The organism is Rhodanobacter sp. sgz306013 (genome assembly GCF_057031145.1).
This window is the reverse complement of record NZ_JBXCIJ010000001.1, coordinates 250,687-275,296: the sequence shown is the minus strand read 5'-3', so window position 1 is coordinate 275,296 and position 24,610 is coordinate 250,687. Positions and strand designations below refer to the sequence as shown.

Annotated in this window: 21 protein-coding genes and 1 riboswitch; of the genes, 12 read left to right on the top strand and 9 right to left on the bottom strand. The window is 65.1% G+C overall.

Annotated elements, in window-relative coordinates; genetic code table 11:
• Window positions 1-2: 2 nt before the first annotated feature.
• The 6 genes from AC2EWF_RS01270 to AC2EWF_RS01245 all read left to right on the top strand — a co-directional run bounded on the left by AC2EWF_RS01270 (window position 3) and on the right by AC2EWF_RS01245 (window position 7,098).
• On the top strand, window positions 3-2,051 hold the full coding sequence (locus AC2EWF_RS01270) for a tetratricopeptide repeat protein (protein ID WP_483637544.1): 2,049 nt from the start codon (window positions 3-5) through the stop codon (window positions 2,049-2,051).
• A gap of 285 nt (window positions 2,052-2,336) precedes the next feature.
• Window positions 2,337-3,458, top strand: a complete 1,122-nt coding sequence (locus AC2EWF_RS01265; protein WP_483637543.1) for a DegT/DnrJ/EryC1/StrS aminotransferase family protein — start codon at window positions 2,337-2,339, stop codon at window positions 3,456-3,458.
• Window positions 3,455-4,114 carry an acetyltransferase gene (locus tag AC2EWF_RS01260; protein WP_483637542.1) on the top strand — a complete coding sequence of 220 codons (660 nt, stop codon included), beginning with the start codon at window positions 3,455-3,457 and terminating at the stop codon, window positions 4,112-4,114. Before AC2EWF_RS01265 ends, AC2EWF_RS01260 begins: the two co-directional genes overlap by 4 nt.
• 12 nt (window positions 4,115-4,126) lie before the next feature.
• Window positions 4,127-5,644: an oligosaccharide flippase family protein gene (locus AC2EWF_RS01255; RefSeq protein ID WP_483637541.1), complete on the top strand. Its 1,518-nt coding sequence runs from the start codon at window positions 4,127-4,129 to the stop codon at window positions 5,642-5,644.
• On the top strand, window positions 5,634-6,554 hold the full coding sequence (locus tag AC2EWF_RS01250) for a glycosyltransferase family 2 protein (protein WP_483637540.1): 921 nt from the start codon (window positions 5,634-5,636) through the stop codon (window positions 6,552-6,554). The genes AC2EWF_RS01255 and AC2EWF_RS01250 overlap by 11 nt, the downstream gene beginning before the upstream one ends.
• Entirely contained in the window at window positions 6,547-7,098 is a 552-nt protein-coding gene (locus AC2EWF_RS01245; protein WP_483637539.1) for a serine O-acetyltransferase, read from the top strand. Before AC2EWF_RS01250 ends, AC2EWF_RS01245 begins: the two co-directional genes overlap by 8 nt.
• Before the next feature lie 105 nt (window positions 7,099-7,203).
• On the opposite strand, the gene AC2EWF_RS01240 is transcribed toward AC2EWF_RS01245, so the two are convergent.
• The 4 genes from AC2EWF_RS01240 to AC2EWF_RS01225 are packed head-to-tail and all read right to left on the bottom strand — an operon-like array spanning window position 7,204 to window position 12,258.
• Window positions 7,204-8,292 carry a glycosyltransferase gene (locus AC2EWF_RS01240; RefSeq protein ID WP_483637538.1) on the bottom strand — a complete coding sequence of 363 codons (1,089 nt, stop codon included), beginning with the start codon at window positions 8,290-8,292 and terminating at the stop codon, window positions 7,204-7,206.
• A gap of 28 nt (window positions 8,293-8,320) precedes the next feature.
• Window positions 8,321-10,111 (bottom strand): asparagine synthase (glutamine-hydrolyzing), encoded by a 1,791-nt coding sequence (asnB, locus tag AC2EWF_RS01235; protein WP_483637537.1) that lies wholly within the window; start codon window positions 10,109-10,111, stop codon window positions 8,321-8,323.
• Between the two features lie 47 nt (window positions 10,112-10,158).
• On the bottom strand, window positions 10,159-11,382 hold the full coding sequence (locus tag AC2EWF_RS01230) for a glycosyltransferase (RefSeq protein ID WP_483637536.1): 1,224 nt from the start codon (window positions 11,380-11,382) through the stop codon (window positions 10,159-10,161).
• 21 nt (window positions 11,383-11,403) lie between these two features.
• The gene (locus AC2EWF_RS01225; protein ID WP_483637535.1) at window positions 11,404-12,258 is read right to left on the bottom strand and encodes a glycosyltransferase family 2 protein; all 855 of its coding nucleotides are present in this window, start codon (window positions 12,256-12,258) and stop codon (window positions 11,404-11,406) included.
• Between the two features lie 137 nt (window positions 12,259-12,395).
• Between AC2EWF_RS01225 and pilB the strand changes: the two genes are divergently transcribed.
• The 4 genes from pilB to coaE all read left to right on the top strand — a co-directional run bounded on the left by pilB (window position 12,396) and on the right by coaE (window position 17,222).
• Window positions 12,396-14,117 (top strand): type IV-A pilus assembly ATPase PilB, encoded by a 1,722-nt coding sequence (pilB, locus tag AC2EWF_RS01220; protein ID WP_483637534.1) that lies wholly within the window; start codon window positions 12,396-12,398, stop codon window positions 14,115-14,117.
• Between the two features lie 230 nt (window positions 14,118-14,347).
• Complete coding sequence (locus AC2EWF_RS01215) at window positions 14,348-15,622, top strand: type II secretion system F family protein (protein WP_483637533.1); 1,275 nt, start codon at window positions 14,348-14,350, stop codon at window positions 15,620-15,622.
• A 128-nt stretch (window positions 15,623-15,750) separates the two neighbouring features.
• Window positions 15,751-16,608, top strand: coding sequence for a prepilin peptidase (locus AC2EWF_RS01210; RefSeq protein ID WP_483637532.1), 858 nt, complete (start codon window positions 15,751-15,753; stop codon window positions 16,606-16,608).
• Window positions 16,605-17,222 carry a dephospho-CoA kinase gene (gene coaE / locus AC2EWF_RS01205; protein ID WP_483637531.1) on the top strand — a complete coding sequence of 206 codons (618 nt, stop codon included), beginning with the start codon at window positions 16,605-16,607 and terminating at the stop codon, window positions 17,220-17,222. Before AC2EWF_RS01210 ends, coaE begins: the two co-directional genes overlap by 4 nt.
• Before the next feature lie 49 nt (window positions 17,223-17,271).
• On the opposite strand, the gene ldcA is transcribed toward coaE, so the two are convergent.
• The 4 genes from ldcA to AC2EWF_RS01185 all read right to left on the bottom strand — a co-directional run bounded on the left by ldcA (window position 17,272) and on the right by AC2EWF_RS01185 (window position 21,547).
• Window positions 17,272-18,213 (bottom strand): muramoyltetrapeptide carboxypeptidase, encoded by a 942-nt coding sequence (gene ldcA, locus AC2EWF_RS01200; protein ID WP_483637530.1) that lies wholly within the window; start codon window positions 18,211-18,213, stop codon window positions 17,272-17,274.
• A 163-nt stretch (window positions 18,214-18,376) separates the two neighbouring features.
• Window positions 18,377-19,468, bottom strand: coding sequence for a bifunctional 3,4-dihydroxy-2-butanone-4-phosphate synthase/GTP cyclohydrolase II (gene ribBA / locus AC2EWF_RS01195; RefSeq protein ID WP_483637529.1), 1,092 nt, complete (start codon window positions 19,466-19,468; stop codon window positions 18,377-18,379).
• Between the two features lie 145 nt (window positions 19,469-19,613).
• Window positions 19,614-20,255 (bottom strand): riboflavin synthase, encoded by a 642-nt coding sequence (locus AC2EWF_RS01190; protein ID WP_483637528.1) that lies wholly within the window; start codon window positions 20,253-20,255, stop codon window positions 19,614-19,616.
• A gap of 144 nt (window positions 20,256-20,399) precedes the next feature.
• Window positions 20,400-20,585, bottom strand: a riboswitch (FMN riboswitch).
• A gap of 50 nt (window positions 20,586-20,635) precedes the next feature.
• Complete coding sequence (locus tag AC2EWF_RS01185) at window positions 20,636-21,547, bottom strand: LysR substrate-binding domain-containing protein (RefSeq protein WP_483637527.1); 912 nt, start codon at window positions 21,545-21,547, stop codon at window positions 20,636-20,638.
• 90 nt (window positions 21,548-21,637) lie between these two features.
• Between AC2EWF_RS01185 and AC2EWF_RS01180 the strand changes: the two genes are divergently transcribed.
• Both AC2EWF_RS01180 and AC2EWF_RS01175 read left to right on the top strand, forming a co-directional pair.
• On the top strand, window positions 21,638-22,648 hold the full coding sequence (locus AC2EWF_RS01180; protein WP_483637526.1) for a zinc-dependent alcohol dehydrogenase family protein: 1,011 nt from the start codon (window positions 21,638-21,640) through the stop codon (window positions 22,646-22,648).
• Window positions 22,649-22,658: 10 nt separating this feature from the next.
• A complete protein-coding gene (locus tag AC2EWF_RS01175) occupies window positions 22,659-23,522 on the top strand; it encodes an N-acyl homoserine lactonase family protein (protein WP_483637525.1) in 864 nt (287 codons plus the stop codon).
• A 57-nt stretch (window positions 23,523-23,579) separates the two neighbouring features.
• Here the strand turns inward: AC2EWF_RS01175 and AC2EWF_RS01170 are convergent, their stop codons facing one another.
• Window positions 23,580-24,596 carry a Gfo/Idh/MocA family protein gene (locus AC2EWF_RS01170; protein ID WP_483637524.1) on the bottom strand — a complete coding sequence of 339 codons (1,017 nt, stop codon included), beginning with the start codon at window positions 24,594-24,596 and terminating at the stop codon, window positions 23,580-23,582.
• Between the last annotated feature and the right edge of the window lie 14 nt (window positions 24,597-24,610).

Sequence of the window (24,610 nt, the reverse complement as noted above, 5' to 3'; positions counted from 1 at the left end):
TGATGCGCTGGTTGCTGCCGATCGCACTGTTGATCACTACGGCGGTCTACTGGCCCGGCCTCTCCGGGGGCTGGCTGTTCGACGATTACCCCAACATCGTTGACAACCCCGGCGTGCAACCGCACGGAGTCAGCGTACCGGCGCTGGTGCGCGCCGCGCTCTCGTCGCCGGCCAGCGAATTCAAGCGGCCGCTCGCCTCGCTGAGCTTCGCCGCGAACTACCTGGCCGGCGGGCTGAATCCCTGGGGCTGGAAGCTGTTCAATCTCGTCGTGCACCTGCTCAACGGCGTGCTGGTGTTCCTGCTCGCAAGCATGTTGCTGTTGGCGGCGCCCTCACCCTCTTGCCCACTGGCAAATGAAGGAGAGAGACGACGATCGGACATCGTCGCCGCGCTGATCGCGGCGGCCTGGATGCTGCTGCCCATCAACCTTACCGCCGTGCTGTATGTGGTGCAGCGCGAGGAGAGCATGGCCAACCTGTTCGTGCTGCTGGGGCTGGCGGGATATGTGGCTGCACGGCGACACATGCTCCGCTCCCGCGAGGGCAGCGGGTGGTTTGGCCTTGCGCTCTGCGCCGCAAGCCTCATCCTGGCCTCCCTGGCCGGCCTGCTGGCCAAGGAAACGGCGGCGATGCTGCCGCTGTATGCCTTTCTGGTCGAATGGATTGTGTTCCGCTTCGACTGTGCGTCTCGCGCCGCAGGGGCGCACCCAGTGCGCGATAACGCATCAGGCGAGGGCCTGGCCGCTCGCGGGGCGCGCTCCCGCAAGGATTGGCGGATCGCGGTCTTGTTCCTGGCGGTACTGGTCTTGCCACTGCTGGCTGGACTGACCTGGTTGCTGCCCAACGTGCTGAATGCCGCCAGCTGGGCCACGCGCGACTTCACCTTGGGCACGCGCCTGCTGAGCGAAGCGCGCATTGTCTGCGACTACATCATCTGGACGCTGCTGCCCACGCCGCAGGCACTGTCCTTCTATCACGACCAGTTCCGCGTCTCGACCGGCTTGCTGTCGCCGTGGACAACCCTGTTCGGTCTGCTCGGAATCGCCGCGCTGGTCGCGCTGGTGTTCGGGCTGCGCCGGCGGCAACCGCTGGTGGCGCTCGGAATCGCCCTGTGCCTGGGCTGTCATGTGATGACCGGCACGATCATCGCGTTGGAACTGGTCTACGAGCACCGCAACTACTTCGCCAGCCTCGGCGTGCTGCTGGCCGTGGTTCCCTGGCTGGCGGCGATCCCATCCGGGGCTGCGCAGCCATCCGCACCCCGGCACCGCTGGCTGCTGCCGCGACGCACGCTGCTGGCCTGCCTGTTCCTGTGGTGGTGCGGATTGACCGCGGCTACGGCTTATGCCTGGGGCGATCCGTTGCGGCTGGCCCAGCAACTGGCAGCGCGGGCGCCGGATTCTCCCCGTGCCCAGTACGAACTGGGCCGTACTTACATCATCTACTCGCACTACGACCCGGCCTCGCCGTATACGCGGTTGGCCTATGCCCCGTTGGAAAAGGCCGCGGGCTTCCCGGAGTCGTCGATCCTGCCGCAGCAGGCGCTGATCTTCATGAATTCGCGCATGGGCCTGCCACTCAAGCCGCAGTGGTGGGACAGCATGGTCGCCAAGCTCAAGGCGCGGAAACCCGGGGTGCAAGACGAAAGCTCATTGGCTGCGCTGGCCCAATGCGCCCGGGATGGTGCCTGCCCCCTGCCCACCGACCGCATGGTGCAGGCCTTCGAGGCCGCGCTGGATCACCCCGGGCCCAGCGCGCGATTGCAGGCCACCTACGGCGACTATGCATGGAACGCACTGAATGACCACGCCTTGGGGCTCCGCATGATCGAGGGTGCCGTGAAGGACGCTCCGGATGAACCTGCCTATCGCATTACTCTAGTACGCATGCTGGTCGCGGCCGGCAATATCGACCAGGCACACGAAGCGCTTCAACCACTTTATCGTTTGAATGTAGGCAACCGGTTGAGCCGAAACCTTTCTGAATTGCGCGCGTTACCAGGCATGTCCAAAGTACCGGGCCATAGCGGCACGACCGGCAATGCGTACTGACGCGCCCTGCATGGCCGTATCAGGCGAAGCCACAAAGTCCATCGATCGCAGTGAGTGGGCATGAAGACGAGCCCCAAGGAGCAGGTCACCGGGTTCATCAAGCAGGGCGAGGGCGGCCTTGCCGCGTCGTAACTCGGCGGGCCGCATGAACCCAAAAGGCTGTACCCGAGCTGCCGCAGGAACGCATGTGGGTCCCAGGGAGATGTTTGCCGCCCCCGACGACACCACTACCATATCCCCAGAGTCAGATAAGAATGATCTGAAGCACCCAGCGGAGGCGCCTTTTTGCCCGACAATCCTATCTACGTCACGCAGCCGTTCTTGCCTCCGCTAGAGGAATTCGCTCCGTATCTTGAGCGCATATGGCAAAGCCATACGCTTACCAACGGCGGACCTTTCCATCAGCAGCTGGAGGAAGCGCTGTGCGAGCATCTCGGGGTCAAGCACGTGGCGTTGTTCGCCAACGGCACGCTTGCGCTCATCACCGCCCTGCAAGCGTTGCGCGTCTCCGGTGAAGTAATCACCACACCGTATTCGTTCGTTGCCACCGCCCATTCGCTACTTTGGCGCGGCAACAAACCTGTATTCGTCGATATAGAGCCCCGTACGCTAAACCTAGATCCGGAGAAGATCGAGGCCGCCATCACGCCTAACACCACGGCCATCCTGCCGGTGCATTGCTACGGTAATCCCTGCAACGTCGAAGCGATCCAGAAGATCGCCGACAACTACAACCTGCGCGTCATCTATGACGCTGCACATGCATTCGGCGTGCAGGACGATGAGGGTAGCGTGCTCCGCCACGGCGACCTCTCCGTGCTCAGCTTCCACGCCACCAAGGTATTCAACACGTTCGAGGGCGGCGCGATCGTCTGCCACGATGCCAAGACCAAGCAGCACATCGACCACCTCAAGAACTTCGGATTCGTGGACGAAACCACCGTGGTCGCGCCAGGCATCAATGCCAAGATGAGCGAAGTGAACGCTGCTTTCGGCCTCCTTCAGCTCAAGCACATGCCGGAAATCCTGCGCCGCCGCGCGGCCATCGACGCTCTCTACCGCGAAGCATTCGATGGCGTGAAGGGCATTCGCTGCCTGCCGCAAGCAGGTCAGCGTATCGCCAATTACGCCTATTTCCCCATTCTGATCGAACCGGACTACCCAATGAGCCGCGACGCGCTGTATCGGGCACTGAAAAATCGCCACATCTTTACACGCCGCTACTTTTACCCGTTGATCGCGGACTTCCCTATGTACCGTGGCCTGCCCTCGGCGGGACGCGACAATCTCGCAGTTGCGGCCGCCGCCGCCGACAAGGTGCTTTGTCTGCCCATATTCCCGGCCTTGACCGACGCAGATGTTCAAAGAGTCGCCACGATCGTGATCGACGGGCCTGGTGTTACATGACAATCCATTTTGGGCTGGTTGGCGCTGGCGGCTTCGGGCGCGAGGTCATGCCTTACGCAACCCAAAGCGTCGCCCGACAACTGGGTGTTCGAGAAGCGGAAGTAAAGGTCTACTTCATTGAGACCTGGGAACCCAAGCAACCGGTGTGCAACGGCCGCCCACTCATTTCGCTGGACGCATTCCTTGCCCTGCCGGACGACCGCTATTTCAATGTCGCTATCGGGGACGGCAACGCGCGCGCAAAAGTCGTTGAACTGATAAGCAGCCGGGCCCGACCTATTGCCGTCATTTCACAAAATGCGATTATTCTCGAAGAGAACCAGATCGGCGAAGGCGTCGTCCTTTCTCCCAATTGCCTGGTAACTTCTAACGCAAGAATCGGAAAGTTCTTCCACGCGAATCCGTATTCATCCGTTACGCACGACTGCATCATCGGTAATTATGTTACGTTCGCGCCAGGGGTGAGGTGCGGTGGCCATGTACATATTGGTGATTATGCGTTTATCGGTGCAGGTTCAGTAATCAAGCAGGGAACGTACGAAAAGCCCCTTGTCATTGGCTCGCGTGCAGTAGTTGGCATGGGTGCGGTTGTTACTAAGGACGTTCCTCCTGGCGTAACGGTTGTGGGTAACCCCGCACGCCCGCTGTCCAAATAGCGGTACGATACCTTGTCACTCAAGCATAATCTCGCCGCCAACTACCTTAGCCAAGGCTACATCGCCATCATCGGCGTGGCACTCGTGCCACTGTATCTCAAGTACCTGGGGGCCGAGGCTTACGGCCTGGTTGGTTTTTATGCGATGCTGCAACGCTGGTTCAATGTTCTGGACATGGGGCTTACGCCGACCATGGCGCACGAAACCGCGCGTTTTCATGGCGGTGGGCTGAGTGCGCTGGATTATCGGCGGCTGGTGCGCACGCTGGAGGGCATTTTCTTCGCGGTAGCCTTGCTTGGCGGGGGGCTGTTGTTCGTCTCCGCGCATTGGGTTGGCGGACATTGGTTGAAAGCCAAGTCCATGCCGCTCGGCGAAGTGGCGTCATGCCTTCAGATGATCGCCATTATTGTGGCACTGCGCTGGATGGGGGGCCTGTATCGCGGCGCGGTGATGGGCGCAGAACACCAAGTGTGGCTCAGTGGCTTTACGTCGCTGGTTGCAACGTTGCGCTTCGTTGCCGTAGTACCCGTATTGATCTTGGTGAGTGCAACGCCGACCGTGTTTTTCGGCTTCCAGCTGGGCGCGGCTGCGTTCGAGATCATCGGATTGATGTGGATGAGTAGCCGTTTGCTGCCCCACGTACCTCACGATCAAAAGCTGGAATGGGACTGGACTCCACTCAAGCCAGTGATTGGCTTTGCGCTCACTATCGCCTTTACTTCCACGGTGTGGGTGTTCGTAACACAGTCGGACCAGCTGGTACTTTCCAGACTGTTACCGTTGGCGGACTATGGCTACTTCACAGCCGCCATCCTCGTGGCCAGCGGGCTGATGATTGTTTCCGGCCCCGTCAGCAATGCGATCATGCCGCGAATGACGAACCTCGAAGCCCGAGGGGACCACACGCAGTTGATCGCCACTTACCGCAAGGCAACACAGCTGATCGTCGTCACTACGATTCCGATCACACTGGTGCTGGCATTTTTCCCACATCAGGTGTTGTGGGCATGGACAGGCAATACGGTGCTCGTGGACAAGGTGGCAACCGTGCTCCGTTTGTATTCCATTGGCTACGGCATTCTCACCGTGGGCGCATTTCCCTACTACCTGCAGTACGCCAAGGGCAACCTGCGCCTTCACCTCATCGGTAACATCTTTTTCGCCGCGCTGCTGATTCCATCCATCGTCTGGTCTGCCATTCACTATGGGATGATCGGTACCGGCTGGGCATGGCTGGCCTCCAACATTATTTACTTTCTGCTGTGGACGCCCATGGTGCACCACCGCTTCGCACCCGACCTGCATTGGGGCTGGCTGTTGCGGGACGTCGCGCGACCTTCCATACCTGCACTTATAGTTGCTACGGCCACCATGTGGTGGATTGCCTGGAGTCAGAACCGTACGTGGCTCGCCGCGGAACTCGCCGCCGCCAGCATCGCCATGATGATACTGACCTACCTGCTTGCCGATCGCCTGACACTCCTCCATCAACTCACCATGTTGCGCCGAGCAAAACGCGATGTCGCTTAAACGCAAAAACCAGCCCTCCGACACGCCAAAGGTTTCTGTTTGTGTCGCCACCTATAATCAAGAAAAATATATTCGACAATGCCTGCAGAGCATTGTCGATCAAGAAACCGATTTCGACTTCGAAGTGATCGTGGGTGACGACTGCTCGACCGATGGCACACGCGCCATCGTGTCGGAATTTGCTGAACGGTACGCAGGAATAGTGAAACCACTATTCCATGAAAGGAACATAGGCGCTGGCGCGAATTACAAAGTCACACACGACCAAGCGACGGGAGAATACATCGCGCACGTGGATGGCGACGACTACTGCCTGCCCGGAAAACTGCAAAGTCAGGCGCGGATTTTGGATGCCGACCCAGGATGCAACATCGTCTGGCATCGCATGCAGATCTTGGTAAACGATGAAAAGCTCCACAACGGGCCGCCACATCTTTCCGGCGACAAGCTCTCACACATACGACTTGACCGGGGCGATATACTGCAATTCATAGCCGTAGGCTTGAACAGCTCCAAGATGTACAGGAAGTCAGTCCGTCACTACGCGACCCCATCGTTTCCGATCGTCGATTATTACGCCAATGTAGAACAAATAAGAGATGGATACGCACGATTTGCCGCCGACGGATACTACGGGGTATATCGATCAGGCATAGGGATCTCCTCGCAGGGCCGAGAAACACGAGATGTTTTGCGTGAATGCTTTTTGCTGTTTTCCCGCAAATATCCGAAGCTCCGCGCACGCACGAATGCAGCCGCTTTGACGTACCTCGTGGCGGACCTACGCCAAGCCAGGTCGACTTGGCTGATGTTCCTCCTGACGTTCGTTCAAACGTTCAGTTTTGCAGGCGTGCTGTATTTCCTCCGTGGACTTTATTTCATGCACGCACTGCGGGTTCGCGATGTTTGACTATATCCGTTCGGACCTGTCGGCCATAACAAACCACGCCAAAGGTTTTCGTGCATTCAAGGCCGCGCTGTGTACCCATACGTTTCACATGACCGTTTTGATTAGATTCGGCTGCTGGAGCCGATCCTACCTAGGCGCGCCAGGTAACGTCGTTGGCGCCATGACCGAGTACCTTATCCGTGTCGTATACGCGAGCGACATCTCATGCAAAGCAAAGATCGGTCGCTACTTTCACGTCATGCACGGCCAGGATATCGTTATCGGATCGGACGTGGTCATCGGCGAGAACTGCAAAGTATTCAACTCTGTCACCTTTGGAAACAAGGACACCGAAGATCCGTCGGGCAATGCACAACCCAAAGTCGGCAATAACTGTGTCATTGGCACGGGCGCAAAGCTCCTCGGCGGAATATCGATAGGAGACAACGTGCGGATAGGTGCAAACGCCGTTGTCCTCACCGACGTACCCAGCAATGCCGTGGCGGTAGGTGTTCCGGCAAGAATCATCAAGCACGGCTCCACTGTTACAATCGAGCGCACATGACCTTGTGATTGTGAAGTGCCAGCCACAATGCACTTCGAAGACCGCCTCTATGATCGCGTTGCGCGGCGCTCAAACCGCGCGACTTCGCGCGCAGGGGCGACGTTGCTAGCGACCGATCATGCACATGCCATCCAGCAACGCCAGGTAGTCCGACTCCGCCGCCAGAGGATTGTGGGCGGCGAGAACTGCTTCGGACCCGAATGATGGCCGTTCTACCCCTTCGTCCATTGCATGGGTCAACGCTTTGGTGTCACCAACGGGCACAAGGCGACCATAACGACCACCGCCGAGAATCTCCCGTGGACCGTGCGTGCAGTCCGTGGCGACCACCGGCACATCCAGCGCCAGGGCCTCGAGCAATACATTCGGATAACCTTCCCAGCGAGACGACAGCACCAGCAACGCAGCATCCGCCAGCACTCGAAACGGGTTGTCCAGTGCCCCCGGAAGCAGCACACAATCGCCAAGGTCAAGGTCACGCACAATGCCTTCCAGCATGACACGTTGCTCGCCCTCGCCAACGACCAGCAGAAGATGGCTGCGCCGCAATTTGCTGCCCGCATACGCCCGCAACAAGGTCTGGTAATCCTTGGCCGCCGTCAAACGCCCCAGTGCGATGACATAAGGCCTGGCCTCGACTCCCGGCAACATGGGGCCGACAGCCGCGAGGTGGTGCAACCGTTCCTGGTCCACCGGATTGCGTATGACGCGGATGCGGGCATCCGGCACGCCGATGCCGCGCAAATCCTCCGCGACCCCGTTCGAGACGGCGACGACGGTATGGGCTCTCCGGTACAACCAGCGCATGGCCACGCGCTTGATGGCGCTGCGCGTATTGACGATGCTGGACGCCTCGCGGAGGACGAGGCGCCCACGACCATGCGCCAGCATGCATGCCGTGGCCGTCAGCAAATTGGTACCCGTCATCGTACTCAGTACGGCATGCGGCCGGACCGCGCGCAGGAGCGATACCAAACCGGGAAATGCCCGGCTCGCCAACGCGAGCCCCCTGGTGGCATGACCGGGATCGACCAGTTCATGCAGGACTGCGGAGTCAGGTACATCCGAGCGCAGCGGACCACCGCCAAGCAAGGTGGCCACATGCACCTCCCGCCCAGCGGCCAGGAATGATCGCGCCAGTTGCAGCAACACGCGCTCTCCGCCGCCTCGCTCGAGGCTAGGCAGGACCAGCATTATGCGCTCGGCGCGGGCAGTCACCGTGTCAACCGCAGGCGTCTGCGCGCCAGCGCAGATAGGAATACGCCAGCCACAGGGGTTGCGAATGATCGGCACGCCCCGCGCGGTGCTCGCGCAGCAGCATGCGCAACCCAGCCGCATCCACGACTCCGGTATCCCCCGAATCCGTCAGCGCCAGCAGATCGTCTCCCAGCCAGTTCCGCAGCCAGTGACTGACCGGCGAGGCGAATCCCTGCTTGCGGCGGTCCCAGATGAAATCCGGCACGCGACCCTGCATCGCCGCACGCAACAACCGCTTCCCGCGCAGCCGGGAAAAGTGCCATTGCCAGGGCAGCCTGATCACGAATTCGAAAAGCTCCCTGTCCAGGAACGGGCTACGGGCCTCGAGCGAAAACATCATCGTCGCGCGATCGACTTTCTGCAGGATGTCCTGGGGCAGGTAGACCAGGCAATCCATCAAGAGCATATGCCTGAGTTCGTCCGGGTCGTCGGGCCACGGCAGATCGGGCATCGGGTTCCCCGCGCCAAGCCCAGGCACCAGTTGCGCCAGCGTCTCCTTGCGGATGGCCGGCGGCCCGATGTAGGCATCCCGGTCCTCCCGCGCCAGCCGCACGAAAAGATGCGCGCGCTTCAGGAAACTGCCGCTGTGGTGTGCGTAGGGCTCGGGCGTCGACAGCACGCCGCGCTCGACGATAGAGCGCAACGGGGCCGGCAGCCGACGGTACCGCTGGCGCAGCAGGCGTCCCGCGTACCTGGCGTAGCCCCCGAAGATTTCGTCACTGCCATCGCCCGTCAGCACCACCTTGACGTGGCGGGCCGCCACCGAGGCGACCAGCGCGCTGGGAACCAGGGAGGAATCGCCGAACGGCTGGCCCATGCGTCGCGGGAGTTCCGTCGCCAGGGTGGCCGCGATATCCGGCTTGATCTCTTCGGCGGTGTGCAGGGTACCCAGCTCGGCTGCCGCCCGCGCCGCCGGCGCGCGTTCGTCGAAGGTCGGCTCGGCGAACCCCGCCGTAAACGTGCGCAGCCTTCCGAATCCGGATTCCTGCGCAAGCGCGCACACGGTCGTCGAGTCGACGCCGCCGGAAAGGAACGCCCCGACTTCGACATCGGACGCCAGCTGGCGCCTGCGCACCGCTTGCGTCAGCAGCTCGCGGACCTGCCCGGCGGCCTCGTCGAAGCTGCCGGTCCAGGGTTCGACCGATGGCGCCCAATAGCGTTCCTGGGCGATGGAGCCGTCCGCGCGCAGCCGCAGCGTGTGTGCCGGCAACACTTCCCTGACGCCTGCCAGGCAGGTCGTTCCGGGCAGCGTGTAGCCGTAGCGGAAATAATCCGCGATGCCTGCGGCATCTTCCGCGGGAACCGCATCCGGGACCAGCGCCGCCAGTGCCGGCAATTCGGAGGCACAGGCGAACATGCCGTGCCCGCAGCGGTAATACAGCGGCTTCTTGCCGAAACGGTCCCTGGACAGCAACACGTCGCCCGTGGCGGCATCGTGCAGCACGAACGCCCACATGCCGTCCAGACGCTCGACAAACCGTGCCCCTTCCGTGACCAGCCCGGCCAGCACCACTTCGGTGTCGCTGTCATCCCGGAAATTCCATCGCCCGGCCAACTGCGCCCGAAGCTCCCGGTAGTTGTAGATCTCGCCGTTGAATACCAGGACCCAGCGCCCGCCCGGATCGCGCATGGGCTGGTGACCGCCCTTGAGGTCGATGATCGCCAGCCGCGTGTGTCCCGCCACGAAATCGCCGCCGGCAAGGCACCCGGATTCGTCGGGGCCCCGATGCCTGAGACGCTTCAAGGCGGCATCCATGCGTTCGTGGCGCTCCCCGGATGAAAGCGCCGGGGCCCGAAGATAGGCTATTCCACACATGGGGAACGCGGACTCCCGCCTGGAGTGAAGACCGTCCGGAACAGCGCCTCGTAGCAACGCGCAGTGTCTGCCCACGTTCCGATCCGGGCGCAGGCGAAGGCCCGCGCGCGTTCGCCACGGCGACGAAGTTCCGCGCGATCGGCAACCGCCTGATCCAGCGCGGCAGCCAATGCCTCCGGGTCGGAGACTGCGACCAGCCAGCCGTTGTCGCCATTCCTGACCATTCCCTGCACACCCTCCAGATCGGTGGAGATCACCGGCAAGCCGCCGGCCAGCGCTTCCACGACGACGTTGGGTCGTCCTTCCGAACGGCTGGAAAGAACGAACACATCCGCCTCGGAAACATGTTTCGGCATGTCGCTGGCCGGCACGGTTCCGGCAAACGTGAAACTGTGGGACACGCCTAGTGACGCCGCCAGGGCGAGCAAGGGTTCCCGCTCGGGCCCGCCGCCGACGATGCATACGCGCATTTGCTCGCGATGACGTGCGCGTGCGATCGCCTCGATCAACACATCGAAGCCTTTCAGGCGGATCAGATTGCCCACGGCCAGCACCCGCAGACCGGGAGTGCCGGAAGCCGCCCTGTCGATCCGGAAAAATGCTTCATCGGCACCATTGAGGCAGGCATGGATGTCGGCCGCGCGATGGGGGAATTGCGTGCGCAGCCGCTCGGCCATCGCCTGCGAAACGCAGACCACGAACCGGCTGTTGCGCACGGCCAGGCCGAGGACCGCCCGATCCAGCCACGAGCGCGTCGCGCGCGCCACGTCGCTGCCGCGCAAGGTGGTGATCACCGGCTTCCCCCGCAGGCGCCCCACGATACCCGCCAGGGCTCCGCAGATGGCCCAGTTGGCGTGGATCAGGTCTGCGTCGCCCGCGCGCGACAGGCAACGCCAGAACAGGCCGAGCAGCAACGCCGGCAACAACACTACCTGCCATGGCGCACGTCGCAGGCCGGTAACGACCCCGCCAGACTCCTGCGCCAACCTGCGCCACGCCCTGGGGGCGTAGCGCACCGCATGAATGCGGATGTCCGTCGAGGTGTCATCGGCAAGCGTCGCCTTCGCGAGCCGCGAATCGCCAGGGCAGACCACGTCCAGCGCGAATTCGCCCGAAAGGCGCCGATAGAGGCTCTGGACGAACACGCCTGCGGAACTACCCGGATACAGCGGATACGACGTCGTCAATGCGAGCACGCGCATTTTCTTCATGACCGCATCATGCAGATCGGCCTAGGCGTCACGCCGATAGGTCAGCGATGTGATCTGCTCCGAGATCAGGCCGATCAGGAAGATGATGACCGAAGCGCTCCACAGAGCCACGCTGATAAGACTCAGGTGATGGAATTCAAGGAAGGTATAAGCCCAATATGCCCAGCCAAGCACGAAGAACGCGACGGCGGTTGGCGCGAACAGTTTCAGTGGCGCATACAAGGTCGCGATTTTGAAGATGATCAGCAGGAACCGGAAGCCGTCGCGCACCGGCTTGATATGGCTTTTGCCGACGCGCCCGGCGGCCCTGATCGGCACGTAGGCGACCGGAAAGGCACTGCGGAAGAACGCCATGGTGCTGGTGGTGGGATAGCTGAAGCCGTTGGGCAGCAGATAGATGAATTCACGGAACTTGTCGGCGCGCGCGGCGCGAAATCCCGATGTCAGGTCGAGGATGGGGTGGCCGGTCATCTTCGAGGCCAGCCAGTTGTAGAACGTATTGGCGAGGCCCCGCCCGATGCCGGCCTGCCCTTCCCAGTCGCGCGCGCCCACCACCATGTCGTACCCGTCGGCCAGCCTGGCCAGCAGGCGCCCGACGTCGGCCGGATCGTGCTGGCCATCACCATCCATGAAAACCAGGATGTCGCCGCGGGCGGCGCGGGCGCCGCGCTTGATCGCCGCTCCGTTACCCATCGAGTACGGCGAGGACAAGCAGGCGACGCCGGCTTCGGCACAGATCCGTGGAGTCTCGTCGGTGGAACCGTCGTCCACTACGACGATCTCGGCCTCGGGATGGGCGGCACGCAGGCGCGGCAGCAGGTCGGCGAGTGCGGGGGCTTCGTTCTTGGCGGGCAGGATGATGCTGAGGCGGTTCAACGGTCGGCTCCCCGGAATTGGGGAGGATGATAACGTGAAGCAGGCGTCACGACTGCCGGGCCGGTCGCGCTGCCCGGATGACCTGCGGGGCAGACTGGGGTAGATTCGGTACCATAGGGTACGGGGACCGTCATCTCATGTCATCTGCAATGCAATCACCGCTCACGGGACTGACCGGGCTCGCGCGCCGGCTGGTGGCAGAGGGCTTGCTGCCGGAGGCGGACGCGCGTCGCGCGGTGCTGGAAAGCGGCCAGCAACGCGTCACCCTGACCTCGTGGCTGCTGGACCAGAACCTGGTGGACGGGCTGCGGCTGCTGCGCCTCTCGTCGGCCGAATTCGGCATGCCGATGCTGGACGTGACTGCACTGAACCCGGCGCAGTTGCCCATCAACCTGATCAGCGAGGCCTTGCTGACCAAGCACCGTGCGCTGCCGCTGTTTCGGCGCGGCAAGCGCCTGTTCGTGGGCATCGCCGACCCGATGCAACTGGATGCGCTGGAGGAGATCAAGTTCCACTCCAACTGCATGGTGGAGCCCATCCTGGTCGAGCGCAGCCAGCTCAACCGCACGATCGACGTCGCGCTCAGCAGCATGCACGACGTGATGCCCGACATGGGCGACGACGACTTGGGGGAACTGGATACCGAAGGCGGCGACGGCGACGAGGCGCCGGGCGGTATCGACGCCACCGCCAACGACGATGCTCCGGTGGTGAAGTTCGTCAACAAGATCCTGGTGGATGCGATCAAGCGCGGCGCCTCGGACATCCACTTCGAGCCATTCGAAAACCAGTACCGCGTGCGCCTGCGTCTGGACGGCATGCTCCGCGCAGTGGCCAGCCCCCCGCTGAAACTGGCCAGTCGCATCAGCTCGCGCCTGAAGGTGATGGCGCAGCTGGACATCGCCGAGAAGCGCGTGCCGCAGGACGGTCGCATCAAGCTCAACCTCAGCAAGAGCCGGGCGGTGGACTTTCGCGTCAGCACGCTGCCCACGCTGTTTGGCGAGAAGATCGTGTTGCGTATTCTGGACGGCTCGGCCGCGAAGATCGGTATCGAGAAGCTGGGCTACGAGCCGAATCAGCAGAAACTCTACGTGGACGCGATCCACAAGCCCTACGGCATGGTGCTGGTCACCGGCCCCACCGGCTCGGGCAAGACGGTGTCGCTGTACACCGGCCTCAACATGCTGAACACCGCCGAGCGCAACATCTCCACCGTGGAAGACCCGGTGGAAATCCGCGTCGAGGGCATCAACCAGGTGCAGCAGAACGTCAAGCGCGGCATGACCTTCGCCGCTGCGCTGCGCTCGTTCCTGCGCCAGGACCCTGACGTGATCATGGTGGGCGAGATCCGCGACCTGGAAACCGCCGAGATCGCGATCAAGGCGGCCCAGACCGGCCACATGGTGCTGTCCACCCTGCACACCAACGACGCGGCCCAGACCATTGCGCGCCTGATGAACATGGGCATCGCGCCGTACAACATCACCTCCTCGGTCACCCTGATCATCGCGCAGCGTCTGGCGCGCCGCCTGCACAGCTGCAAGAAGCCGCAGAACCTGCCACCCCAGGTACTGCTGGCGGCCGGCTTCAGCCAGAAAGACATCGACGAAGGCCTGACCCTCTACGAGGCAGTAGGTTGCGACGAGTGCAACGAAGGCTACAAGGGCCGCGTGGGCATCTATCAGGTGATGCCGATGCTGGAGGAGATCCAGAAGATCATCCTGCAAGGCGGCAACGCGCTGCAGATCGCCGAGGTGGCCAAGGCCGCCGGCATCAACGACCTGCGCGCCTCGGCGCTGCTCAAGGTGAAGCAGGGGCTTACCAGCCTCACCGAGATCGACCGGGTGACCAAGGATTGAGGTTGTCGTCCTGTGTAGGAGCGCACCCTGTGCGCGACGGTTTTTTGGTTTCGATCAGAACCGGGGCTATCGCGCACAGGGTGCGCTCTTACAGAGTAGCCGCCCGGGCTTTGCCGCGAAGCTGCGGCGGCCGCCACGGTTTCGCGGCAGGAAAATGACGTAAGCTTCGGTACGAGAACGGTTCCGCGGCCTGAAGAGCCTGCCGGAACGCACCACCAAGGGGACAGCGCATGGCCACGGCTACCGCAACGGCAAAGAAGGATCCGCGCGCACTCGGCGCCGAGCGCGCCGGGGTCAGCAAGCTCACCGTCTACGAGTGGGTGGCGCTGGACAAGCGCGGCAAGCGCATGAAGGGCGACATGCCGGCGAAGAACGCCTCGCTGGTGAAGGCCGAGCTGCGCCGCCAGGGCATGAACCCGCAGACCGTGCGCGAACGCGCCAAGCCGCTGTTCGGCGCCACTGGCAGCTCGGTCAAGCCGCGCGACGTGGCGGTATTCAGCCGCCAGATCGCCACGATGATGAAGTCTGGCGTGCCTCTGGTGCAGTCCTTCGATATCATCGCCGACGGCCAGAAGAACGTCCGCTTCAAGAACATGCTGCTGGACGTCAAGCAGGGACTCGAGGGCGGCCAGGCGCTGCACGAAGCGCTGGGCCGCTACCCGGTGCAGTTCGACGAGCTGTACCGCAACCTGGTGCAGGCCGGCGAGGCCTCCGGCGTGCTGGACACCGTGCTGGACACCGTGGCCACCTACAAGGAACGCACCGAGGCGCTGAAGAAGAAGATCAAGAAAGCGCTGTTCTACCCCATCATGGTGGTGGCGGTGGCCTTCCTGGTCAGCATGATCATGCTGCTGTTCGTGGTGCCGGTGTTCGCACAGACCTTCCATGACGCCGGAGCCGCCTTGCCGGCCCCTACCCAGATAGTGATCAGCGCTTCGAATTTCATGAAGAGCTGGTGGTGGCTGGTGATGCTCGTCATCATAGGCAGCGTAGTGAGTCTGATCGCAGGCAAACGCCGCTCGGTGAAGTTCGCCCACTTCCTCGATCGCGTGACGCTGAAGCTGCCGGTGTTCGGCAAGATCATGCGCGAATCGGCGATCGCCCGCTTCGCCCGCACCTTGGGCGTGACCTTCCACGCCGGCGTGCCGCTCGTGGAGGCGCTAGATTCGGTTTCGGGCGCCACCGGCAGCGTGGTCTACGGCGACGCCGTGAAGCAGATCCGCGACGACGTTTCGGTGGGCCACCAGCTGCAGCTGGCGATGCGCCAGACCAATCTGTTCCCGAACATGGTGGTGCAGATGACCGCGATCGGCGAGGAATCCGGCGCCCTGGACAGCATGCTGTTCAAGGTCGCCGAGTTCTACGAGGAAGAGGTCGAGAACGCGGTCGACACCCTCTCCACCCTGCTCGAACCCATGATCATGGTGATCCTGGGCGTGGTGGTGGGCGGCATGGTGATTTCGCTGTACCTGCCGATCTTCAAGCTGGCTGGCACGGTCGGCTGATCGTAGGAGCGCACCTTGTGCGCGACTGCTTTGGCTCCGATCAACGCCGGAACCATCGCGCACAGGGTGCGCTCCTGCCGGCAAGTCCGTAAGCTTGGGCGTCTCGTAGCCACTGCGATCCGACACGCATGCCCGACCTGCCCCTGACCGCCTGGATCGCCCTCGCCGCCGTGCTCGGCCTGCTGGTGGGCAGCTTCCTCAACGTGGTGATCCTGCGCCTGCCGGAGCGCATGGCGGCCGAATGGCGGCGCGAGGCACGCGACGTGCTGGAGCTGGAGGCCGCCGCGGAGGTCCTGCCGCCGGGCATCGTGCGGGAACGTTCGCACTGCCCGCACTGCAAGCACCCGCTGTCGGCGGCGGACAACATCCCGCTGCTCGGCTGGCTGCTGCTGCGCGGGCGCTGCCGCTACTGCAAGGCGAATATCTCGATCCAGTACCCGCTGGTGGAACTGCTGGGCGGCGCACTGAGCGCCATCGTGGTGTGGAAGCTCGGTCCGACCTGGCCAGGGCTGGCCGGACTGGTGTTCACCTGGACGCTGATCGCGCTGTCCGGTATCGACTTCCGCACCCAGCTGCTGCCCGACCAGCTCACCCTGCCCCTGCTGTGGCTGGGCCTGCTGCTGGCGCTGAAGCCGCTGTTCGTGGAGCCCACCACCACCATCCTCGGCGCGGCGATCGGCTACCTCAGCCTGTGGAGCGTGTACTGGCTGTTCAAGCTGCTCACCGGCAAGGAAGGCATGGGCCACGGCGACTTCAAGCTGCTGGCCGCGCTGGGTGCCTGGATGGGTCCGCTGGCGATCCTGCCCATCGTGCTGCTCTCCTCCCTGATCGGCGCCATCGTGGGCGGCAGCCTCATCGCGCTCTCCCGCCACGAACGCGGCGTGCCGATGCCGTTCGGTCCGTTCATCGCGATGGCCGGCTGGGTCTGGTTCATCGCGGGCGACGCCTTGCTGCACGCCTACCTGCAACTGACCGGCTTGCGATGAACAGCTACATCGTCGCCCTCACCGGTGGCGCCGCCGCCGGCAAGAGTGCGGTGGCGCGCCGCTTCGCCGCACTGGGCGTGCCGGTGCACGATGCCGACGTGGCCGCGCGCGAGGTGGTCGCGCCGGGCAGCGAAGGCCTGGCCGCCGTGGTCGCCGCCTTCGGCGACGAGGTGCTGGACGCGGCAGGCCGGCTGGACCGCCCGGCGATGCGCCGCCGCGTATTCGCCGATCCGGCGGCGCGACGGACGCTGGAAGGCATCATCCACCCCCGCGTGCGCCACTGGCTGCACGAACGCGCGTTGGCCGACACCGCGCCCTATTGCCTGCTGGCGATCCCGCTGCTGGCCGAGAACATCGAACACTACCGCTGGGTCGACCGCGTGCTGCTGGTCGATGCGCCGGCGGGGCAGCAGCTGGCCCGGTTGATCGCCCGCGACGGCATCGACGAGGCGCTGGCCCACCGCATGCTGGCGCAACAGGCACGGCGCGAGGAACGGCTGGCGCTGGCCCACGATGTGATCGACAACGGCGGCGACGAGAGCGCGCTGGATGAAGCCGTGGCGGCACTGCATCTGCGTTACCTCACGCTCGCCGCCAATCGGAATCGGTCGTAGGAGCGACTTCAGTCGCGATTCGTCCAGCCGGTCGCGGCTGAAGCCGCTCCTACGGGTGCGGCGCGGGCGCGGCGGGCAAATGCGGGTAACCGGAGAAATCCAGCCGCGCCGCGCCGCTCTCCACGCGCAACCGCGACGGCACGCCGAACGGCAAGGTGAACTTGTCCGGCACGTGGCCGAACGGCAGGCCGTCCAGCACCGGGATGCCGGCCACGCGGCGGATCTGCGCGAAGGCTTCGTCCAGGCCGTAGCCGTTGTCGTAGGCGCTGTGCCGGCAATCGGTGAAGTCGCCCAGGATCAGAGCGCGCTGGCGCCCCAGCACGCCGGACAGGTGCAGCTGGTACAGCAGGCGCTCGATGCGGAACGGCGGCTCGCCCACGTCTTCCACGAACAGGATGCCGCCCTCGATGCGCGGGAAGTACGGCGTGCCGAGCAGGCTGCACAGCATCGCGAGGTTGCCGCCCCACAGCGGTCCCTCGAGATCCAGCGCATGCTCGCCGCTGCTGCCCCATTCGGCGCTGCCTTGTGCGGAGCGCACCGTGCGCCAGAAGTGCGGCAGGGTCAGCTCGCTCGGCTTTTCCGCACCGAAGTCGGGACCCAGCATGGGGCCACCGAACGTGACCAGCCCGCTTTTCGCATGCAGCGCCAGCTGGATCGCGGTGAAGTCGCTGTGGCCCACCAGCGCGATGCGGGCACCACCCAGGCGTTCGCGCAGCGCATCGTAGTGCAGGTGTTCCAGCAGCCGGGTGGCACCGTAGCCGCCGCGGATCGCCAGCGCGACATCGGGCAGCGCGTCCAGCGTGGCGAGCGCATTGAGGTCGGCCGCGCGTTCGGCGTCGCTGCCGGCGTAGCGTAACTCCCTGCGCTCCAGCACCTCCAGGCCGTCCACCGTGCAGCCGGCCTCGCGCAGGCGCGCCACGCCGCGGCTCATCGCTGCGCGATCGTGCGGGTAACCGGAAGGGGCGATCAGGCGGACGCGAGTGGCGGGCATAGGGATAGTCGGGCAGCTCGGATGCCTCGATTATGCGGGCACCGGGCGCCCGGGGCATGGCCTGTGTATGGCGCATGCCGGGCGATTCCGCAGGAGCGCACGCTGTGCCCGAAGGCCATGGTGCCTGATCGAAGCCAAAAACATTCGCGCACAGGGTGCGCTCCTACACGTGTTCCACCACTTCGAGGCCGAAGCCGGCCAGGCCCACCAGTTTGCGCGGCGTGCCCAACACGCGCAGCTTGTGCACACCGAGGTCGGCCAGCATCTGCGCGCCCAGACCGAGCTGGCGCCATTCCTGCTGCTGCGCGTCCTCTGGCGCCAGGGTCGCAGGCAGGCCCTTGAGCCGGGCCAGCAACGCGTCCGGCGTGTCCTCGCCAGAGAGCACCAGCAGCACCCCGCGGTCTTCGTCGGCGATGCGGCGCAGCGCACTGGTGACGGTGAGGCCGAGGTCGTCGCGCTTGAGGTGCAGCACGTCGGACAAGGTGTTGCGCACATGCACGCGGCTGAGCACCGGCGCCCCGTCGTCCACCGTGCCACGCACCAGAGCGAAGTGCACGCCGCGCCGGATCGCGTCGCGGTAGGCCACCAGCCGGAACGGGCCGAATTCGGTCTGCACTTCTTCTTCGTGCACCCGCTCTACGGTCTTCTCGGTTTCCAGCCGGTAGCGGATCAGGTCGGCGATGCTGCCGATCTTGAGGCCGTGCTTCTGCGCGAACACCTCCAGCTCGGGGCGGCGGGCCATCGAGCCGTCCTCGTGCAGGATCTCGATCAGTACGGCCGACGGCTCCAGCCCCGCCAGCGCGGCGAGATCGCAGCCGGCCTCGGTATGGCCGGCGCGGGTGAGCACGCCGCCCGGCTGCGCGGTGAGCGGGAAGACGTGACCGGGCTGGGAGAGGTCCTGCGGCTTCGCATCGCTCTTCACCGCCACCTGGATGGTGCGCGCGCGGTCGTGCGCCGAGATGCCGGTGGTGACGCCTTCGGCGGCCTCGATCGAGACGGTGAAATTGGTGTGGTAGGGCGAGGTGTTGTCGCTGACCATGGGGCGCAGGCCGAGCTGGCGCGTGCGCTGCTCGGTGAGCGTGAGGCACAGCAGGCCACGCGCCTCGCGCACCATGAAGTTCACGTCCTCCGGCCGCACCATCTGCGCGGCCATCACGATGTCGCCCTCGTTCTCGCGGTCTTCGTCGTCGAGGATCACGACCATGCGGCCGGCGCGGATGTCGTCGAGGATTTCTGGGATAGTGTTGAAAGGCATGGATGGCGTATCCGTGTGTGGTTTTCCTTCTCCCTTTGGGAGAAGGTGCCCCGCAGGGGCGGATGAGGGCTCGGGCGAGGCGAAGCGTCATGCTTCGCTCGCACCCTCACCCCAGTCCCTCCCCCAAAGGGAGAGGGGCTTCATGTCAGGCAAAGCCGTGTTTCTTGAGGAAATCCACGTCGATGCCGGCCGCCTCGCTACCGCCGACCAGCCGTTCGACATAGCGCGCGATCACGTCCACCTCGATGTTCACCGCGTCGCCCGCGTGCTTCGCATGGAACGCGGTGTGCTCCACGGTGTGCGGTATCAGGTTCACGCCGAAGCGCGTGCCGGCGACTTCGTTGACGGTGAGGCTGGTGCCGTCGATGCACACCGAACCCTTGGCGGCGATATAGCGCGCGAGGCTGGAAGGCACTTCGAACACCCAGCGCAGCGAGCGGCCGTCGGGCGCGACGGACACCACCTTGCCCAGGCCATCGACATGACCGGAGACGAGGTGCCCGCCCAGCCGGTCGGCGAGGCGCAAGGCCTTTTCCAGGTTCACCGGGTCGCCCGCCTTGAGCGTGCCCAGCGTGGTGAGCGAAAGCGTCTCGTTGGAGACGTCGGCGGCGAAGCCGCGCGCCTCCAGGGCCACAGCGGTGAGGCACACGCCGGATACGGCGATGGAGTCGCCCAGCTGCACGTCGGCGAGATCGAGGTCGGCGGTGTCGACGTACAGGCGCAGGTCGCCGCCACGGGGTTCGAGCCGCGCGACGCGGCCTACGGACTGGATGATGCCGGTGAACATCAGCGCACCCTCCTGCCGGAGGCGGCTGCAATGCAAGCGATATGGGACATGAAACGTTCTCCGCATGGGTCGGCGAAAAACGCCCCAAGGCATGAGGCCGACGCACCGCCGCGAGCGATCTGGCGAGCGCGCCGCGGTGCGACCTGCCGTCTTCTTTCATCCGGACTGTGGCCACCCCGGCGAACCGGATTGGCCTGACCGTCGGCTCCGGCATCGGACCGGATCTGCTGACCCTTCGCGCTGGATGCGAAGGCGCTCGCGGGCTCGTGCTCCGGTTCCTTCGGAGCACCTACCGCCGGTGGGGAATTTCGCCCCGCCCTGAAGACGTCGTGGTTTGGTGCCGGCAGGAGCCGGCCCGCGCATTCTAGCATCCGGCCGGTTCAGGCCGGCGCCAGCGCGCCGGCGAGGTGGTCGATCAGATGGCGCAGCAGCGGCGTGCGCTCGGCGCCGGGCAGCCACAGCAGGTGCACCGGCAGGGTCGACAGTTGCCAGCCCGGCAGCACCTCGACCAGCCGCCCCTCGCCGACCAACGCGTCGGCCATGTAGTCGCCCTGCAGGCCGATGCCGGCGCCCGCCAGTATGGCGTCGCGGATGGCCTGCGCGTCGTTGCAGGCCAGCACCGGGTCGATGCGCACCGAACGGCGCTGGCGCTGGCGGCTGAACTGCCACAGCGTGCCCGTGCGCAGGCCGCTGAAACCGATGCAGCGATGTTGCTTGAGGTCGTTGGGATCGCGCAGCGGCGGCGCCGAGGCGAGGTAGTCGGGTGAGGCGCAGAGGAAGCGGCGCATCGCCCCCACCCTCCGCGCGACCAGCCGCGCGTCGCCCAACGGCCCCAGGCGCACGGCCAGGTCCACCCTGCCCACCACCATGTCGACGAAGCCATCGTCGTAGACCGCCTCGATCCGCACCTGCGGGTGCTGGCGCAGGAAGCCGACAAGCAGCGGCGCAATGCGCTGGCGGCCGTAGTTCAACGGCAGGTGCACGCACAGTCGGCCGGCCAGTTCGCCCCCGGGCGGGCGCAGGTCCGCGGCAAGCTCGGCCATCACGCGTTCCAGCCGTTGCCACTGCACCAGCAGTTGCTCGCCGCGACGGGTCAACGCCATGCGCCGCGTGGTGCGCAAGAACAGCCGCCCGCCACTGGCCGCCTCCAGCGCTGCGATGCGCCGGCTCAGCACCGAGGGCGTGCAGCCCACCTCGCGCGCCGCCTGCGAGAAGTTGAGCCGCCGCGCCGCGGCGGCGAAGGCGCGCAGTTCCCGCAGGCGGCCCGGAGTGAGGTCGATCGATTCGTTCATGGCCTGAACAAAAGAAATGGTTTCTTTGTGGATTATCGCCAGACCCGGGCTGCCGCACCATGCGCTCGTCCCTAACCACGGAGCCCGCCCATGCGCGCCATCCAGCTCACCGCCTACGGCCTTGACCACCTCGAAACCATCGATCTTCCCGCGCCGCGCCCCGGCCCGAACGACGTGCTGGTGCGCATGGAGGGCGCCTCGCTCAACTACCGCGACCTGCTGCTGGCCACCGGCAAGCTGTACCGCGGCGTGCAACTGCCGATCGTGCCGGTATCCGACGGCGCCGGCACGGTGCTGGAGGTCGGCGCCGCGGTCACCCGCTTCAAGCCGGGCGACCGCGTCACCACGTTCTACAAGTCGCGCTGGCTGGCCGGCGCCATGCGCCCGGAATGGGAGGGCGCGGAAATCGGCGGACCGGAGCCGGGCGTGATGCGTGAACTGGTCTGCCTCGACGCCTACTCGCTGGCGCACGCACCGGCGCACCTGTCCAGCGTACAGGCCGCGACCCTGCCGATTGCCGCGCTCACGGCCTGGCAGGCGCTGGAACTGGCGCACGTCACCACCGGGCAGACGGTACTCACGCTCGGCACCGGCGGCGTCGCGCTGTTCGCGCTGCAGCTGGCTAAGCTGCGCGGCGCGCGGGTGATCACCTTGTCTTCGAGCGACGACAAGCTCGCGCGTGCCACCGCGTTGGGCGCCGACCTCGGCATCAACTACGCGCGGCATCCGCAGTGGGGTGTGCAGGTGCGCGAAGCCACTGGCGGCGTGGGCGTCGATGCGGTGGTCGAAACGGTGGGCAGCGCCACGCTCGCCCAGTCGATCGACGCGGTGCGCATGCACGGCTTCGTCGGCCTGGTGGGCTTCATAGGCGGTAGCGAGGCGACCTTGCCGCTCACCCAGGCGATCCTCAAGCGCGTGCATCTGCAAGGCATCTCGGTGGCGTCGCTGGAAGCGCACGAGCGGATGGTCGCAGCGCTCGAGGCCACCGGCCTGGTGCCGGTGATCGACCGCACTTACGGTTTCGGCCAGCTGCGCGAGGCCTTCGAGCACCTCGTCGCCGGCCGCCACTTCGGCAAGCTCGCCATCGATTTCAACCGCTGAGAATCACTCCATGCGCTTCTTTCCCTCCCTGTGCCGCGCCGCGCGTGGCCTGCTGCTCCTGTTGCCGGTGGCGTTCGCCGCGTTCGCCCACGGCGCCGACGTGCCACCCGCCGTCCGCGTGTACGTGCTCGACTGCGGCCATCTGCACTTTGGCGACATGCGCCTGTTCGATGACAGCGGCGCGCTGGATGGCAAGCCCGGCGAGATGTCGGCTCCCTGCTTTTTGATCCGCCACCCGAAGGGCGACCTGCTGTGGGATACCGGCCTGGGCGACGCCATCGCCGACCATCCCGGCGGCGTCGAACCGGCACCGGGCATCCGCGCCACAGTGCGGGTGAAACTGGTCGACCAGCTGAAGACGCTGGGCCTGACGCCGTCGGATATCGACTACCTGGCGTTCTCGCACTGGCACGAGGACCACACCGGCAACGCCAACCTGTTCGGCGAGGCCACCTGGATACTTCAGCGCAAGGAGTTGGCGGCGGCGACCGGCCCCACGCCACCGCCGTTCGAGGCGCTGGCCCCGGTCAGCGCGTACAGAGGCGCCAGGACGCGCATCGTCGATGGCGACGCCGACGTCTTCGGCGACGGCAGCGTGCGATTGTTGCTGATGCCCGGCCATACGCCCGGCCACCAGGTGCTGGAACTGCATCTGCGGCAAGCCGGCACGGTACTGCTCAGCGGCGACCTGTACCACAGCCGCGAAGCGCGCCGGCTGCATCGGGTGCCCAGGGTCAACACGGACCTGGCGGCCACCCTGGCCTCGATGGTCCGGTTCGAAGCCATTGCCAAACGCAGCCATGCACGGGTAGTGATCCAGCACGACCCACGCGATATCACCCTGCTGCCGCGCTTCCCAGCTTACCTTCATTGATCCGGCGCCTTCTCCTGGCCGCCCTCTTCGGAACGACAAGGACCCTCAGGCGCCCAGTCACTGCCCCCTCTCCTGCCGGTAATCGCGTAACACCTGATCCATCACCCAGCTGGTGCGCGCCCCGCTTTCGGCAGTGGAGGGACAGGCGCCGGGATGCCCGGTCAGCTCGGCCACGATGGTCTCGATAAGAGGCTGCTGAATATGCAGCGGATTAGCCACCCGGTACTCGCGCGTGCCGGCGGCGTTCTCCACCCGGATCGGGCCGTCCCCGAACGTGGCGAACGAGAGCCGGCCGCCATCGCCGATCACCTCGGTGAGATCGTGGTGATGGAGGGCATCGAACTGCCACAGGCCGGTGCCGAGCATGCCGTTGGCGAAGGCGAACGACATGGCCACGCCATCCTCGGCCGGGTACACGCCGCGCTGGTTGCTGGCGTGGCCGCTGACGCGGGCGACGGGACCGAACAGCCAGTCGAGGATGTCCAGCGTATGGCAGCCGATGTCCACGAAGATGCCACCGCCGGAAATCTCCGGGCGCACGTGCCAGTGGCCGCCCTGCGGATCGTCGTAGCGCGGATGGTGCGGCGCGGAATGCAGGACATGCAGCGCGCGCGGCATGCCGATGGCACGCTCGTCGAACAGCAGTTCGCGCACCTTGTGGAAGCGCGGCAGCATGCGCCGGTAGTACGCCACGAACACCGGCACGTTCGCCGCGCGACCGGCGGCGATGATGTCAGCGCATTCGGCGGCGTCCATCGCCATCGGCTTTTCCACGTACACCGGCTTGCCCGCGGCAATCCCCATCAAGGCGTAGGCCTTGTGCGTGGAAGGCGGCGTGGCGACGTAGACGGCATCCACCTCTGCGTCGTCGACCAGCGCCTGCGCGTCGTCGTACCAGCGCGGCACGCCGTGGCGCTGCGCGTAGTCACGCGCCTTGGCGCCATCGCGGCGCATTACCGCCACCAGGGCCGAACGATCGGCCTTCTGGAAGGCAGGGCCGCTTTTCACCTCGGTAACGTTGCCACAGCCGATGATGCCCCAGCGGATGGTGCGTGCCTGCGCGTCACGACTCATGGACAACGGGCTCC